The sequence below is a fragment of the Actinacidiphila bryophytorum genome, assembly GCF_016916835.1.
Classification (GTDB): domain Bacteria; phylum Actinomycetota; class Actinomycetes; order Streptomycetales; family Streptomycetaceae; genus Actinacidiphila; species Actinacidiphila bryophytorum.
The window spans coordinates 37055-51808 of the sequence record NZ_JAFFIX010000035.1 but is presented as its reverse complement, the minus strand read 5'-3'; the positions used below and the strand labels follow the sequence as shown (position 1 = coordinate 51808).

Here is a 14754-nt window from a genome sequence, read left to right as displayed (position 1 = left end):
GCCCACCGCCGGGCGGTTACTTTCGCGTGCGAGCGGTGTCCGTACACGTGAGGATGGACGTGGCGCGGGTCTGAGGAGGGCCGACATGGCTGACACGGCTGAGGTGCTGGAGTTGGCGCGGGCGGGGGACGGGGAAGCGTTCCGGGAGCTGACCGAGCCGTACCGGCGGGAGCTGCAGGTGCACTGCTACCGCATCCTCGGGTCGTTGCAGGATGCGGAGGACCTGCTGCAGGAGACGCTGCTCGCCGCCTGGCGCGGGCTCGACGGCTTCGAGGGCCGGGCGTCGATGCGGACCTGGCTCTACCGGATCGCCACCAACCGCTGCCTGAACGCCCTGCGGGCCGGGGAGCGGCGCCGGCAGCGGGAGTCGGAGTCCGTGACGCATGCGGCGCCGTTGCCTGAGCCGACCCGCAGCCGCGCGGAGCCGGAGTGGCTGGAGCCGTATCCGGACTCGCTGCTGGCCGACCTGCCGGACCGGGCGCCCGGGCCTGAGGCGCGGTACGAGACCAGGGAGGCGGTGTCGCTGGCCTTCCTGTCGGGGTTGCAGCAGCTGCCGCCGCGGCAGCGGGCCGCCCTGGTGCTGCGGGACGTGCTGGGGTTCAGGGCCGCCGAGGTCGCCGGGATGCTGGACGCCACGGAGAACGCGGTGAACAACGCGCTGCAGCGGGCGCGCGCCAGGCTGGCGGCTGAGCTGCCCGAGGCCGACCGGGAGCAGGCGCCGCTGCCCGGGTCGGCGCGGGAGCGGCGGGTGGTCGAGGCCTTCACGCGGGCCTTCGAGGCGGGGGACGTCGAGGCGATCGTGGCGCTGCTCACCGACGACGTGTGGCTGACGATGCCGCCGCTGGAGATGGAGTACCAGGGGCACGAGGCGGTCGGGAACTTCCTGCGGACCGTCGTGCTCAGCGGTGGCCGCAGTTTCGTGCTGCTGCCCGTGCGGGCGAACGGGCAGCCGGCGTTCGGCTTCTACCGGCGTGACCGCGGCTCGGCGATCGTGCACGGGCACGGGCTGATGGTGCTGACGCTGTCGGGGGACCGCATCTCCGCCGTGACCCGGTTCATCGACAACGGCCTGCTGCGCGACTTCGGCCTGTCGCGGTCCCTGCGGGAGGCCTAGGGCCTGTCGTTTGGATCTCCGCGGCGTCGCCGCGCCCGGCACGCACATCTGCCGCGTTGTCGTCGGTCGACGACGCTCCGCGTCGCCTCCCTCCTCCGCCTTGCAGCTGCACGCACCGAACACCGCTCCTTCCCCCACGGAGATCCAAACGACAGGCCCTAGCGGGGGCGGGCGGGGACCGGTGCGGCCTGGCCCCGCCGGGTCTGCTCCACGAGGGTCGCCGTCGCGCGGTCGAGCAGGTCGCACAGGGCCGCGTGCTCGGCGGGGCTGAAGGTGTCGGAGAGCTGCCGTTCCAGGACGTTGACCTCCTGGTAGGCGGTGTCGAGGAGGGCGGTGCCCGCGGGGGTGAGGCGGGCGATCTGGACCTTGGCGTGCACCGGGGAGGGGGCGCGGCGGATGAGGTCCTTGCCCTGGAGGGTGGTCAGGACGGTGGCCATGCTCTGCTGGGTGACCCCGCAGGCGCGGGCGAGCTGGGCGCCGGACATGCCGTCCTCGCGGGAGAGGGCGAGCAGCACCGTGTACTGCGTCATCGTCAGGCCGTAGCGGCGCAGCACGGCTTCGTGGTGGCCCATCAGGGCCTGTTCCGCGCGGCGGATGCGGGTGCAGAGGTACTCCTCGACGGGCGGCTCGACAGGCAGTTCGGCGGGGGTCTCGCCAGGGGTGTCGGCCATGCGGGAGCACCTTTCACATCTCACTGAGTTGACTCAACTATCTGATACTGCTTGGATCGGCGGCAGCCGAGGAGTCTCAGTGTACTGAGTCGGAACAAGGAGCTGTGGGATGAAGGCTGTCGTGATGGACGGGGTCGGGCAGTACGGCGTCGCGGACCTGCCGGAGCCGGTGCCGGGGGCGGGCGAGGTCGCGATACGCGTGGCCTACGCCGGTGTGCAGTGGGGGGACGTCCTGGTGCGGGACGGGCACATCCCGCTCGCGCGGCCCTTCGTGCCCGGGTTCGAGGCCGCCGGGCGGATCGTCGCAGTCGGGGAGGGGGTCGCGCCCGGTCGGGTCGGGGAGGAGGTCGTCGCACTCGTCGAGGGCGGAGCCTGTGCGGAGGTCGTCGTCGCGCCGGACGTGCTGGCCGTCGGCGTCGGGGACGCGCCGCTGCGGGACGCCGCCGCGCTGGGCTGGGCGGGGCCGACCGCGTACGACCTGGTCGCGCAGGTGGGGCGGGTCCGGGAGGGGGACCGGGTGCTCGTGCACGCGGCGGCGGGCGGGGTCGGGTCGCTGGCCGCGCAGGTGGCCAGGGCGGCGGGGGCCGCGAGCGTGGTGGGGGTGGCCGGCAGCAGGGCGCGGGCCGCGTACGCGGAGGGGTTCGGCCACGACCGGGTCGTCACCCGGGACGCCTTCCCGCAGGCCCTGGGCGAGGACCGGTTCGACGTCGTCCTCGACCCCGTCGGCGGGGCGACAAGGACCGCGAACCTCGCGCTGCTGGCGCCGCACGGGCGGCTCGCCGTCTACGGCAGCCTCGGCGGGGCCGAGCCCGTCCAGGTCCCGGCCGACGAGCTGCTCATGCGGGGCGTCTCCGTGCTGACGTACAACAGCGCGCTGCTGGCCCGTACCCATCCCGCCCGGCTTGCCGCGAGCGTGCGGCACGTCCTCGGCCTGCTGGGCGCGCGCACCCTGCGGGTCGGGCTCGGGGCGGAACTGCCGCTGGACGCGGTGGCCGCCGCGGTCGCGGGGCTCGCGACGGGCACCGCGGCACCCGGCAAGACGCTGCTGCACGTGTCCTGAGCCCCGCCCGGGTCAGGACAGGCGGCGCACGCTGTCCCGCAGGACCGTGTGGGTGCCCAGGAGGTGGCGGGACTGGGTGGTGGGGCGGGGGGAGGACTCGGTGAGGGCGAGCCGGACGGCTTCCCGGCCGAGTTCGTAGGCAGGGATGTTGACCGTGGTCAGCGGCGGGTTGAGGTCCTGGGCGAGGCCGTCGTTGTTGTAGCCGACGACGGAGATGTCGTCGGGGGTGCGCAGCCCGTACTCGCGCATCGCGGCCATCGCCCCGGCCGCGGCCTGGTCGTCGCCGGCGAAGACCGCGGTGAAGGCGGGGCGGCCGTCGCAGTCGGCGAGGATCTGGCGCATGGCGGCGTAGCCGTGGGAGCGGCCGAGGCCGACGCCCGCGATGCGTTCCGCGGCGGGCGGCAGGCCGTGGTCGGCGAGCGCCCGGCGGTATCCGGCGATACGCGGCTCCACGGTGGTGTGGCCGGGCATGGTGCCGAGGTAGAGGATGTCGCGGTGGCCCGCGGACAGCAGGTGGCTGACGACGGCGTAGGCGCCGGCCTCGTTGTCGTACTCGACGACCAGGACGGGCATGTCGGCGCTTGGTGCGGGACGGCCGCACAGGACCAGCCGGGAGCCGGCGGCGGCGAGCCCGTGGGCGTACTCGGCCAGCCGGGCCTGGTAGCGCTCGTCCTCGACGGCGCCGCCGACCAGGACGACGAACTCCGAGCGCTGCTCGCGCATCATCTGGACCAGGGCCAGTTCGCGGGCCTCGTCGCCGCCGTGGCTGCAGACCATGCACAGCCGGCCGCGGGCGGCGGCCTCCTGCTCGACGCCCTGGGCGACGGTGGCGTAGAAGGCGCTGTCCACCGAGGAGACGATGACGGCGATGGTCTTGGGGCCGGTACCGGCCAGTGCCCTGGCGCGGCCGTCGATGACGTAGTCCAGGTCCTTGACGGCCCGCAGCACCTTGGCGCGGGCCGCGGCGGACGTGGGGTAGTTGCCGGCCAGCACCCGCGAGACGGTGGCGACCGAGACGCCCGCCCGGTCGGCGACGTCGCGGATCGTGACGCGGCGCGCGCCGCCGCCGGCCGCCGCCTGCCCGGCCGTATCCGGCACGGTCATGTCAGGCCCGACCGTCCCGGGCCCTGGTGAAGTCTCCGCCATCCCCGCCATCCGTGTCCCCGGCGCGCCGGTGTCCGATACGACCGCGCGCCGCCGACCAGCGTAATGGCCCTGGTGCGGCGGCGCGGGTCGGTACATGTCAGTGGTTGGAGGCGTAGTCCTTGGCATAGTCCTCGGCGATGCGGTCCAGGCCCATGGACTTCATCTTCTTGACGGTGCCGTCCCAGGCGCTGAGCGGTTTGCGGCCGGCGATGATGGAGCCGACCGTGTCGGTGCGCAGGGTGTCGATGGCCGCGCCGACCTTGCTGTTGTTCGCGGACTGCAGGCCCCAGGTGGGGTTGCGCACCAGCATCGGGGCGACCTTGAGCTGCCAGGCGTGGTTGCGCTTGACCACGTCGGGGCGGCCGGGCAGGTAGAGGACCTGCGGGGCGTCGCACAGGTACTTGACCGGCAGCTGCACCGGGTTCTCGACCAGGCCCAGGTCGGTGGGGATGGGCGAGCCGTTCTGGTCGCGGGTGAAGTGGGTGCCCTCGACGCCGAAGTGGTTCAGCTCGTACTCCTTGGTGCCGAAGGGCGCCGCCAGGTAGTCCAGGACCCGCAGGATCAGCTTGATGCGGTCGGGGGTGGTCTTCTTCAGCACCGTGTAGCCCCAGGCGCCCTTCGCGCGCTGCATGCCGGGCTTGGCCCCGTTGCTCGGGGTGTAGGGGACGGCCGCGTCCAGGACGAAGGCGTCCTTGATGCTGGGGACGGACGTGCTGAGCGCGCCGAAGCCGTCGACCATCGAGGCGACGGTGCCGTTGTAGAAGTACGTCTTGGTGTCGACGGTGGAGGTGCCGAGCACGTTGGGGTTGTAGACGCCCGCCTGGCGCAGCCTGGACATGAACTCCAGGGCCGCCCGGTACTCGTCGGTGGTGTACGCGCTGACGAAGGCGCTGCCGTCGAGCTTCCAGCCCTGCGGGGCGCCGAAGGCCATGGTGTGCATGGTCTCGCCGAACAGCAGCGGCGCCGACGAGCCGAGCCCGTACTTCTTGCCGTGGGTGGCGTTCTTGGCGACCTCCATGAAGTCGTCGGCGCTCCAGCCGTCCTTCATGCCGGCCGCGGTGAAGACGTCGTTGTTGATCCACAGGCAGTTGCCGGGTGCGGAGCGCTGCACGGGGATGCCGTAGAGGCGGCCGCCGATGTGGCCCATGTCCTGCCAGACGTACGTCGGCAGGTTCGCCAGGTTCGGGTACGCCTTGATCGCGTCGCCCGACAGGTACTCGGACAGGTCGGCGCATTTGGCGGCGACGAAGTCGGCCTCGCGGGGCAGGGTGTGGCCGCCGCCGAAGTTGATCAGGTCGGGCAGGTCGTTGCCGGCCATCATGGTGGCCATCTTGGTCATGTAGTCGGCGTCGGGGACGACGGTGAACTCGATGTTCACGCCCAGCGCCTCGTTGATCGCGGCCCAGAACCTGTTCTCCCCGGCCGGCTTGGGCGGGGTGCCGTAGGTGATCGACATGACCTTGATCGTCTCGCCCTTGCCCGGCTTGTCGTGGACCGCGCTGACCAGGTTCTGGGGGTAGGACAGGTAGCCCGGCTGTATGCCGTCCGCGGTGCCCGGCAGGTCGGGGGCGGGGCCGGCGAAGGGGACGTAGGCGGGCCAGGGGGCGAGTTTCTTGCCGGCGTTGCCCACGTCGTGCGCGGTCGGCGAGGTGGAGCAGGCGGCGAGTACGGACGGTGCTGCCATGGCGGCGCCACCTGCGGCGATCGAGCGCAGCAGCGTACGCCGCGAGAACGACGAGGTACTCACGGTGGGTCCTTTCTGAGGGGTGTCAGCTCTTGACGGCGCCGGTGAGCACGCCCTTGGTGAAGTACTTCTGGAGGAAGGGGTAGACGAGCAGGATCGGTACGGTGGCGACGACGAGCACGGCCATCTGGATCGTCTGCGGTGCGGCCACCGCGCTCGCGTCGCCGACGGAGGAGTCGGCCAGCTGCGAGCCGCCGACGACGTACGTGCGCAGCACCTGCTGCAGCGGCCAGTGGTCGGAGTCGAGGTAGATCGAGGCGTAGAACCAGGCGTTCCAGTACGAGACGGCGTAGAAGAGCCCGACGACGGCCAGTGCGGCCTTGGACAGCGGCAGCACGATGCGGCGCAGGATCAGCCACTCGCCCGCGCCGTCCAGCCGGGCCGCCTCGTACAGCTCCTCCGGCACCGACTGGAAGAAGCCGCGCAGCACCACCAGGTTGAAGACGTTGACCAGGACCGGGGCGACGAGCGAGCCGTAGCTGTCAAGCAGGTGCAGGCCCTTGACCAGCAGGAAGCCGGGGATCATGCCGGGCGGGAAGAGGAAGGTGAACAGGATCAGCAGCAGGATCGGCTTGCCGGCGAAGACGTCGCGCCGGCTGAGGGCGTAGGCCAGGCCGATCGTGCAGGCCAGGCTCGCTGCGGTGCCGACGGCGGTGACGCCGGCGCTGACCCACAGGGCGTGCGTGACGATGCCGCCGTCGAACAGCTCGTGGTAGGCGCGCAGGGTGGGGTGCTCCGGCCACAGCACCCAGCCGCCGCCCGCGACGACGTCGGCGTTGGACGCGAAGCTGGTCGAGACGATGATCAGGAACGGCACGGTGACCAGCAGCACGACCGCCGCCAGGGCGACCGCTTTCGCCGCCTGCGTCGCGGGCCTCGGCTGCTCCACCCACGCGGGGCGTACGGGCCTGCGTGGCGCGGTCCGCGGCCGGTCGCTGCGCGTTCGGCGCAGGCTCTGCGGGACGCTGCTCATCGGTAGACCCCCTGCTCGCCGAGGCGGTGTGCCACCTTGTTGGCGGTGAAGACGAGGACGGCGCCCACGACGCCCTTGAACAGGCCGGCCGCGGCGGCGTAGCCGTAGTCGCCGCCGACCAGGCCCTTGTAGTAGACGAAGGTGTCGATGACCTCGGCCGCGTCCGGGCCGACCGAGGCGCGCTGCAGCAGCATCTGCTCGAAGCCGACCGACAGGATGTCGCCGAGCCGCATGATCAGCAGCAGCACGATGATCGGCCGCACGGACGGCAGGGTGATGTGCCAGAACCGCCGCCACGGCCCCGCGCCGTCGATGGCCGCGGCCTCGTACTGCTGCTCGTCGACCTGGGTGAGCGCGGCCAGGAAGATGATCGTGCCCCAGCCGCAGTCCTTCCAGATCACCTCGGCGATGACCAGCGGCTTGAACGCCGTGGGATTGCCGATGATGTCCACGGTGTGCAGGTGGGCGTCGCCCAGCACGTTGTTGAGCAGCCCGGTCTCGCCCAGCACCTGCTGGAAGACCGCGACGACGATCACCCAGGACAGGAAGTGCGGCAGGTACGCCACCGACTGCACGAACCTGCGGACGCTGTCCCGGGTCAGGCTGTGCAGCAGCATCGCCAGCCCGATCGGCACGGGGAAGAAGAACACCAGCTGGAGCAGGGCGATCCACACGGTGTTCAGGACCGCGGACCAGAAGGCCGGGTCGCCGAACATCGCCCGGAAGTTGTCCAGGCCCACCCACTGGCTGGCCCACAGGCCGTCGAAGGGGACGTAGTCCTTGAACGCGATGACGTTGCCCGCCAGCGCCCCGTAGTGGAAGACCAGGAAGTACGCCACGCCGGGTGCCATGAGCGCCAGCAGCACCCAGTCCCTGCGCAGTCGTGCGAGGCGGCTTCCCCGCCCCCTCCGCCCGGCCCGTCCGTCTGCACCGGACGCACCCGCCGCCCCTGTGCGGCCGGTGGCGTCCCGTTCGGCAATCGCCATCGCGTCCTCCTCGACGCCTAAGGTGGGGGGAAACTAAACCGGTTACTACGACACGGTCAACCCCTCACGCAACAGATGACGTTGACCCGTGGGCGGTGCACGCATAATCTGAGGGGGTCAGGAAGTAACCGATTACACGTCGATGACACGCGAGGGGCAGACATGGCGGAGCGGCCGAAGCTGGTGCTGGCGATGCGGCAGGACATCCTGGACCTGGTCCTCCCGGCACCGCTGCGCGCCCGGCTGGCCACCGCGGCCGACGTCCACCCGCTGCTGGTCACCGACGCGGACACGCCTGCGGCGCGCGACGCACTGGCCGGCGCGGACATCCTGCTCACCGGGTGGGGTGCGCCCGAGATCGACGCCGGGCTGCTCGCCCGCGCACCCCGGCTCGGCGCGGTCATCCACGCGGCCGGCACCGTCAAGCACCACGTCCACCCCGTGGTGTGGGAGCGGGGCATCGCCGTGTCGTCGGCCGCCGACGCCAACGCGGGACCCGTCGTGGACTTCACCATGGCCACCGTCGTCCTCGCCGCCCGCCGCACCCTCGGCGTCGCCGCCGAATACCGCAGGGGCCGACTGCCCGGCTACCCCGAGCGGCGCGGCGCCGACGGCGCCGTCGTCGGCGTCATCGGCGCCTCACGCATCGGACGCGGCGTCATCGCCCGGCTGCTCGCCGCCGACTCCGACTTCCGGGTCCTGCTCGCCGACCCGTACGTCTCGGCCGCCGACGCCGCCGCCCTCGGGGTGCGGCTGGTCGACCTGGACGAGCTGTGCGCCGCCTCCGACATCGTCACCGTCCACGCCCCCGACCTGCCCGAGACCCGGCACCTGCTCGACACCCGGCGCATCGGGCTGATGCGGGACGGCGCCGCCGTCGTCAACACCGCCAGGGGCCGCCTCATCGACACCGAGGCGCTGGCGCCGGCCTGCGCGGAAGGGCGGCTCGACGCGTACCTCGACGTGACCGATCCCGAGCCGCTGCCGGTGGATCATGTGCTCCACCGGCTGCCCAACGTGCTGCTCACCCCGCACATCGCCGGCTGCCAGGGGTCCGAGGTCCAGCGGCTCGGGGCGTACGCCGTCGCGGAGGTCGAGCGGTACGTACGCGGTTCGGCGCTGTTGGGCGCCGTCCGCGCGGCTGATCTGGCTCGTATCGCCTGAGCCACGCGGTCGGCTTTCCGCCGGTGGGTGGTTGCGCGCGCAGTTCCCCGCGCCCCTTCAGCGTGCCCTCTGGGGCGGGCGGTGGCGGAGGAGGGGGGCGAGGGAGGCGGAGGAGAGGCGGGCGGTGAGGTCGGCGGGGGTGAGGGAGAGGGCGGCAGCGGTGCGGGCCAGGTGCCAGTCGTTGGCTGCGAGGTGGGTGAGCAGGTGGCCGCGGCGGATCTGGGACTCGGACAGGCGGAAGGTCTTCAGGTACGCGATACGCCCGTCCGGCGCGGTGATGGCCTCGCCGATGTGGGCCTCGGTGCGCGGCACGAAGGCGGGCAGGAAACGGGACAGGGTGAAGTCGCCCGCGCGGTAGGCGGTGCGGGCGGTGTACTGCGGGGCGAGCAGCCCCGCGGCCATGGTGCCGGTGTGGAAGTCCGCCCACTGCCTGCGCTGTTCGGCCAGCGCCTCGCGCAGGTCGGCCGTGGAGTGGATGCGCTCGGCGTCCAGGTGCGGGGCGAAGTCCTGGACGGGGGCGCTGAGCAGCGCGTAGTGGTGGACGAGTTCGCCGTAGAGGTCCTGGACGAGTGTGGCGTGCAGGGCGCGGTAGTCGTCGGGGTGCGGGACGGCGAAGGCCGCGGCGAGGGCGTCCGCGGTGTACAGCAGCACACCGCACTGGCCCGGGTGGATCTCGAACACCCGCAGCGCGTCGGCCAGTCCGCGGACCTCGGCGCCGCAGTACGCCTCCTCGACGCGCGGCGAGAGCCCGCGCCGCAGCGCCTGCTGCGACCACTCCTCCCAGGCGATGGACGGCCCGCCGAAGTGCAGCGACAGGTAGCCCTCGAGGGCGAGGTGCAGCGGCAGGAAGCGCAGCCGGTGCTTGGCGGTGCGGCGGACCATGCGGCGGTGGAAGCGTACCGGCACCGCGTCGACCGGGGGAGGCGTGCCGTGGGCGCCGTGCAGCAGGGTGCCGTAGGAGGCCGCGGGGCCGGCGCCCCAGTCGGCGACGAAACCGTGCGGGATGTACGAGACGTACGCGGTGTGCGGCGCGACGCGGACGACGCCGACCCCGTCCCCGTACAGCTCCTGGTGCAGCCGCAGGCCGGGCAGCGGTTCGTCGCGGACCAGCGGGACCAGCCGCACGCCGCCCCACACCTGCGCGGGCAGGGTGCGCAGGCCCGCCAGGTCCAGGCGCAGCGCGCTGGCGGTGCTCATCGGGCGGCTCCCGCGGGGGCGAGGAAGGCGGCGATCCGGGTGTCGAGGTGGGCGCGCAGCTCGGGCAGCCCGCTGCGGCCGGTCGCGAACCGGGCCAGGCCGACCAGCGAGGGCAGGTCCTCGGCGTCGCGGATGCCCGCGGTGGGCACCGCGGGGGACAGCCGGCGCACGTCGAAGCTGTCGGCGTCGTAGACCGGGTTGAGGTGCACGACGGCGACCCGGCCGTCGGGGTCGAGCCGTTCGCGCCATACGCGCAGGACCTCCGCGGCCATGCCGGGCGGTGCGTTGTCCCAGCCGTCGGAGACCACGACCAGGCGGTCGGGGCGGGTCTCCAGCGCGTCGACCAGGCGCTCGCCCAGCGGCGTGGCCCCGTACGGCTGGGCGAGCAGGGCGTCGCGGCGGCCCGACGTCCACAGCGCGGTATATGTGCCGGCGAGCGAGTCCAGCAGGAAATGCGTGGCAAGGGCCACGGCGAGCGGGCGGCGGCGCTTCTGGGCGGAGGCGTGGGTCGAGAAGCTGTCGTCCAGGACGGCCGTGACCCGGCCCCACGTGCCCGCCTCGGGGCCGGCGGCGCGGCGGGCCGCGGCACGCAGCGCGCCGGTCAGTTCGGCCCGCCGCGCGACCCGGGTGTCCGGCGGCAGCCCGAGGACGTAGCCGGCCAGCCGGGTCAGCGGCATGCCGGTCAGGTCGGCCAGGACGGCGGTCGCGCCGCGCTCGCGGGCCGACTCCTGGAGCCGCAGCCGCTCGCCCCGCGTCATCCGGGGGGCGATCCGGTCGAGGAAGGCGGTGCGGGCGATGCCGTGCCGGGCAGCGAAGCCCTCGGCGACGGTGAACGGCAGCTCGAAGACGGCCGCCTGCTCGTAGTGCGCCCGGCGCCAGGTCTCCAGCAGCGGCGCCGTGAAGCGCGCCCGGGCGCGCGGACGGAAGAGGAAGTCGCCCAATTCCGCGTCGGGTGCAGGGAGGTGGGCGTGGCGCATCGCGGTCTTCACCCCGGTCCGGTACTTGACCGCGTCGAAGGCCAGGTCGGGCCGTGCGGCCAGCCAGTCGCGGACGATCGCCCGGGTACGGCGGTTGTTGACCTTCGCCTTGCGCAGCTCGGCGACGAGGGCGTAGCCGCGCTGCGGGGGCAGCAGGGCGAACCTGCTGGCGATCAGCAGGCCCTCGGTACGGCGCTGCTGCTCGGTCGCCTCGCGGCTGGTGGCCAGCAGGTGGCGGATGATCAGCGCGGCATTGTGGTCGTTGATGTCGAGGGCGAGCACGGCGGCGTACAGGTCGCGGTAGTTGCCGAGCATGTACGCGTGCAGGAAGTCCAGCGACAGGCGCTGCTCGTCGGCGTCGGAGTGGAACTCCCGCTGCGAGGTGGCGGTGATCGCGGCGTTCGCGAAGAGCAGGACGTCCTCTGCGGCGATCAGGCCCTCGGTGGGCATCGGCGGGCTCCCCTGTCGCGCGGCCAGGTCGGGATGCCGACCGGGGAGTGCGGGCGCGAGCTGCGAATCCTTGCTTCAGAGGCATGTTCCGGAAGTCGCGACAAAGTCCCGCGGTCGGCTCCCGCACGGTAACAGGCCGCCGCCGGCCGGCTCCCGGCATTTTCCGGCCCCCGCGGCGCTCAGTGCAGGCGGATCGCGTCCGGGACGTCGGGGGTCGGCTCGGTCAGGGTGACGCGCAGGTCGGCGGCGGGCCACAGCGGGGAGGGCCAGCGGGCCAGCGCCTGTTCCGGGGAGCGCAGGACGGCCAGGGTGGGCAGGCCCGCGGCCGTGCCGGTGGCCAGCAGCGCCGGCAGGTCGGGGGCCGGGGCGAGGGCGGCGACGTCGTCCAGCACGAAGGTCAGTGGTGGGTCGAGCCGGCCGGCGGATGACCCTGCGGCCATGCGCCGGCCGTGCTCGACCACGCTGGAGACGAGTGCGGTGAGCAGCGGCATCGCACCCAGATGGGTCCGCGGGTCCTCGACCCGCTCGCCCACCACGTAAAGCGTTCCCCTTTCCGCGCCCCATGACTCCAGGTCGAGCCCCCCGGTACGCGCCGGATTGCACGCGTCGCGAATATGCACCGAGTTGAGCGGCGCCAGCGTCTGCCGGATCAGCGCCTGCGCCGCGTCACGGCGGTCGGGGTGGGCGTGCAGCACCGATTCGAGCTCGCCGCTCCAGCCGGAGGCGGCACCGGTGTCGGTGCGCAGGATGCGGACCGCGTCGGCGGCCGCGGCCCCGCCCGCCGCCCAGCGGTGCACCTGGCGGAAGGGCCGCCCGTCGACGGCGGCGGCGTGCAGCCAGCAGCGCAGCAAGGTGACCGCGGTGCTGTGCACGATGGCCTCGTCGGCCCGTGCGGTACGCAGCGGTGCCAGCAGTGCCGCGGCCCGTATCCCGGCGGTGGCGGGCACCTCGCAGCCGCCGTGCGGCGCCCACCGCAGGCGGCCCGGCACATCGAGCAAATGGGCGGGGTCGTAGACGTGGACGGGGCCGAGCTTGCTGCGGTTGCCGACCGTCTGGTGGTAGGTGTCCGGGTCGGCGGTGGTGACCAGGACCGGGCCTGCCGCGGCCAGCACCGCGGGCTGCACGATGCGCTTGGCCTGGTCGCCGCGCGGCCCGGAGAACAGCGCGTAGGTGCGGGTGACCTCGCCGCCGTCCAGGACGGCCGGCCGCGGCTCGGGTGCCGCGGGGCGCTCGCCGGCCGCACCGACGGGCGGCAGTTCCGCGGTGACCGGGTCGGCGGGCCGCGGCGGCACGGCCTGCGGCACCGTACGGAACCACGCGTCGAGCCCGTCGCCGTCGCCGTGGCCCTCGCTGCGGGACGTGTCGCCGTGGCCCTGCACCGCCGGGGCGCGGCCCCTGCGCCGGGGCGCGGGCACCACGGCGGCCGGCGGTGCGGGCGGCGCCACGGCCGGTTCTGGGGCGGGCTGCGGGCGCCGCACCCGGCGCGGGCGGCGGCCGCGCAGCCGCGCCACCACGTTCAGCACCCACACCCCGGCCGCGAACAGCACCATGAACTGCGAGATGAAGATCCCCCAGAACAGCCCCGCCCCCGGCAGCCCGCCGGGCTTCGCGTCGGGCCAGGCGGCGGGGATGTCGTGCGGCTGCCCGATCAGCGCGCGCATGGCCCGCGGGGTGCGGGTGAAGTGCACGTCGGAAGGCCAGGCGCCGTGCGAGAGGACCGCGGCGATGCCGGTGGCCGTCCACACCAGCAGGGTGACGCCCAGCAGGAAGGCGATGACGCCGACGATCAGCCCGTCGGGCAGACCACCGCTCTGCTCCCGTCTCTGCGCTGCCACGTCACGCCACCGCGTCGTCGGCCAACTGTTTGGCGAGCGCGACCTGCGCCGCGGCATGGGCCTCGGCGCGCGCCTCGGCCTCGGCTTCCGCCTCGGCCTCCGCTGCCATGTCGGCCGCGTGCTGCACCGAGGTCTCGGTCATCGCGCGGTCGGTGAAGACCAGCGGGCGCTCGGTCTCGGTGATCAGGTGCTTGACCACCTGCACATTGCCGTTGACGTCCCACACCGCGATACCGGGGGTCAGCGTCGGGATGATCTCCACCGCCCAGCGCGGCAGCCCCAGCACCCGCCCGGTCGCCCGGGCCTCGTCGGCCTTCTGGGCGTAGATGGTGCGGGTGGAGGCCATCTTGAGGATCGCCGCCGCCTCCTTGGCCGCCGCCCCGTCGACCACGTCGGACAGGTGGTGGACGACCGCGACGAAGGACAGGCCGAGCCGGCGGCCGAACTTCAGCAGCCGCTGGAAGAGCTGCGCCACGAAGGGCGAGTTGATGATGTGCCAGGCCTCCTCGACCAGGAAGATGCGCTTCTTGCGGTCGGGGCGGATCCAGGTGTGCTCCAGCCACACCCCGACGATCGCCATCAGGATGGGCATGGCGATGGAGTTGCGGTCGATGTGGGAGAGGTCGAAGACGATCAGCGGCGAGTCCAGGTCGATGCCCGCGCTGGTCGGCCCGTCGAACATGCCGCGCAGGTCGCCGTCGACCAGCCGGTCGAGCACCAGGGCCACGTCGAGGCCCCAGGCCCGTACGTCGTCCAGGTCGACGTTCATCGCCTCGGCGGACTCCTGCATGGGGTGCCGCAGCCGGTCCACGATGTCGGTCAGGATCGGCTGGCGGTCCGTCACCGTCTCGGCCACGTAGGCGTGCGCGACCTTCAGGGCGAAACCCGACCGCTCGTCCAGCGCGCGGCCCATCGCCACCTCGATGATGGTGCGCAGCAGCGCCAGCTGGCCGGTCACGGTGATCGCCGGGTCCAGCGGGTTGAGCTTGATGCCGCCGTCCAGGGCCGCCATCGGGTCCAGCCGGATCGGGGTCAGGCCCATGGCCTGCGCGATCAGGTTCCACTCGCCGACGCCGTCCTCGCCCTGCGCGTCGAGCACCACGACCTGCCGGTCGCGGAAGCGCAGCTGGCGCAGCACGTAGGTCTTCTCCAGCGCCGACTTGCCGTTGCCGGACTCGCCGAGCACCAGCCAGTGCGGGGCGGGCAGTTGCTGGCCGTAGAGCTGGAAGGGGTCGTAGATGTAGCCCTTGCCCGAGTAGACCTCGCGTCCGATGATCACCCCGGAGTCGCCGAGCCCGGGCGCGGCGGTCGGCAGGTAGACCGCCTGCGCCTGCCCCGTGGAGGTCCGCACCGGCAGCCGGGTCGACTCGACCCGGCCGAAAAGGAAGCTGGTGAACGCGTCCGTGAGCGCCGCAAGAGGGTCCAGCATGGGCATGG

Annotated in this window: 12 protein-coding genes; 3 read left to right on the top strand and 9 right to left on the bottom strand. The window is 73.1% G+C overall.

The features are described 5' to 3' along the window. Positions 1–85: 85 nt before the first annotated feature. The gene (locus tag JT723_RS32370; RefSeq protein WP_240166530.1) at positions 86–1114 is read left to right on the top strand and encodes a sigma-70 family RNA polymerase sigma factor; all 1029 of its coding nucleotides are present in this window, start codon (positions 86–88) and stop codon (positions 1112–1114) included. A 158-nt stretch (positions 1115–1272) separates the two neighbouring features. Here the strand turns inward: JT723_RS32370 and JT723_RS32365 are convergent, their stop codons facing one another. Next, positions 1273–1785 (bottom strand): MarR family winged helix-turn-helix transcriptional regulator, encoded by a 513-nt coding sequence (locus JT723_RS32365; RefSeq protein ID WP_205048437.1) that lies wholly within the window; start codon positions 1783–1785, stop codon positions 1273–1275. 109 nt (positions 1786–1894) lie between these two features. On the opposite strand from JT723_RS32365, the gene JT723_RS32360 reads away from it, so the two are divergent. Continuing rightward, a complete protein-coding gene (locus JT723_RS32360) occupies positions 1895–2845 on the top strand; it encodes a quinone oxidoreductase family protein (protein ID WP_205048436.1) in 951 nt (316 codons plus the stop codon). 12 nt (positions 2846–2857) lie between these two features. Here the strand turns inward: JT723_RS32360 and JT723_RS32355 are convergent, their stop codons facing one another. The 4 genes from JT723_RS32355 to JT723_RS32340 all read right to left on the bottom strand — a co-directional run bounded on the left by JT723_RS32355 (position 2858) and on the right by JT723_RS32340 (position 7694). Continuing rightward, the gene (locus tag JT723_RS32355) at positions 2858–3949 is read right to left on the bottom strand and encodes a LacI family DNA-binding transcriptional regulator (RefSeq protein WP_205048435.1); all 1092 of its coding nucleotides are present in this window, start codon (positions 3947–3949) and stop codon (positions 2858–2860) included. 139 nt (positions 3950–4088) lie between these two features. Continuing rightward, on the bottom strand, positions 4089–5738 hold the full coding sequence (locus tag JT723_RS32350) for an extracellular solute-binding protein (protein WP_307794105.1): 1650 nt from the start codon (positions 5736–5738) through the stop codon (positions 4089–4091). A gap of 22 nt (positions 5739–5760) precedes the next feature. Continuing rightward, entirely contained in the window at positions 5761–6708 is a 948-nt protein-coding gene (locus tag JT723_RS32345; protein WP_205048434.1) for a carbohydrate ABC transporter permease, read from the bottom strand. Beyond that, on the bottom strand, positions 6705–7694 hold the full coding sequence (locus JT723_RS32340) for an ABC transporter permease (protein WP_205048433.1): 990 nt from the start codon (positions 7692–7694) through the stop codon (positions 6705–6707). The genes JT723_RS32345 and JT723_RS32340 overlap by 4 nt, the downstream gene beginning before the upstream one ends. A gap of 162 nt (positions 7695–7856) precedes the next feature. Between JT723_RS32340 and JT723_RS32335 the strand changes: the two genes are divergently transcribed. Next, entirely contained in the window at positions 7857–8858 is a 1002-nt protein-coding gene (locus tag JT723_RS32335) for a hydroxyacid dehydrogenase (RefSeq protein ID WP_240166529.1), read from the top strand. A gap of 57 nt (positions 8859–8915) precedes the next feature. On the opposite strand, the gene JT723_RS32330 is transcribed toward JT723_RS32335, so the two are convergent. The 4 genes from JT723_RS32330 to JT723_RS32315 all read right to left on the bottom strand — a co-directional run bounded on the left by JT723_RS32330 (position 8916) and on the right by JT723_RS32315 (position 14746). Then, a complete protein-coding gene (locus JT723_RS32330) occupies positions 8916–10055 on the bottom strand; it encodes an ARPP-2 domain-containing protein (RefSeq protein WP_205048432.1) in 1140 nt (379 codons plus the stop codon). Then, on the bottom strand, positions 10052–11482 hold the full coding sequence (locus JT723_RS32325) for a hypothetical protein (protein WP_205048431.1): 1431 nt from the start codon (positions 11480–11482) through the stop codon (positions 10052–10054). The genes JT723_RS32330 and JT723_RS32325 overlap by 4 nt, the downstream gene beginning before the upstream one ends. Positions 11483–11661: 179 nt before the next feature. After that, a complete protein-coding gene (locus JT723_RS32320) occupies positions 11662–13374 on the bottom strand; it encodes a type VI secretion protein (RefSeq protein WP_372441399.1) in 1713 nt (570 codons plus the stop codon). Further along, positions 13319–14746 (bottom strand): ATP-binding protein, encoded by a 1428-nt coding sequence (locus tag JT723_RS32315; protein WP_205048442.1) that lies wholly within the window; start codon positions 14744–14746, stop codon positions 13319–13321. Before JT723_RS32315 ends, JT723_RS32320 begins: the two co-directional genes overlap by 56 nt. Positions 14747–14754 lie beyond the last annotated feature (8 nt).

Bases quoted from the DNA above. Each gene is read 5' to 3' on its own strand.
- JT723_RS32370 (WP_240166530.1), top strand. From the start codon at position 86: ATGGCTGACACGGCTGAGGTGCTGGAGTTGGCGCGGGCGGGGGACGGG.
- JT723_RS32365 (WP_205048437.1), bottom strand. From the start codon at position 1,785: ATGGCCGACACCCCTGGCGAGACCCCCGCCGAACTGCCTGTCGAGCCG.
- JT723_RS32360 (WP_205048436.1), top strand. From the start codon at position 1,895: ATGAAGGCTGTCGTGATGGACGGGGTCGGGCAGTACGGCGTCGCGGAC.
- JT723_RS32355 (WP_205048435.1), bottom strand. From the start codon at position 3,949: ATGACCGTGCCGGATACGGCCGGGCAGGCGGCGGCCGGCGGCGGCGCG.
- JT723_RS32345 (WP_205048434.1), bottom strand. From the start codon at position 6,708: ATGAGCAGCGTCCCGCAGAGCCTGCGCCGAACGCGCAGCGACCGGCCG.
- JT723_RS32340 (WP_205048433.1), bottom strand. From the start codon at position 7,694: ATGGCGATTGCCGAACGGGACGCCACCGGCCGCACAGGGGCGGCGGGT.
- JT723_RS32335 (WP_240166529.1), top strand. From the start codon at position 7,857: ATGGCGGAGCGGCCGAAGCTGGTGCTGGCGATGCGGCAGGACATCCTG.
- JT723_RS32330 (WP_205048432.1), bottom strand. From the start codon at position 10,055: ATGAGCACCGCCAGCGCGCTGCGCCTGGACCTGGCGGGCCTGCGCACC.
- JT723_RS32325 (WP_205048431.1), bottom strand. From the start codon at position 11,482: ATGCCCACCGAGGGCCTGATCGCCGCAGAGGACGTCCTGCTCTTCGCG.
- JT723_RS32320 (WP_372441399.1), bottom strand. From the start codon at position 13,374: ATGCCGCGGCGCAGGTCGCGCTCGCCAAACAGTTGGCCGACGACGCGG.
- JT723_RS32315 (WP_205048442.1), bottom strand. From the start codon at position 14,746: ATGCTGGACCCTCTTGCGGCGCTCACGGACGCGTTCACCAGCTTCCTT.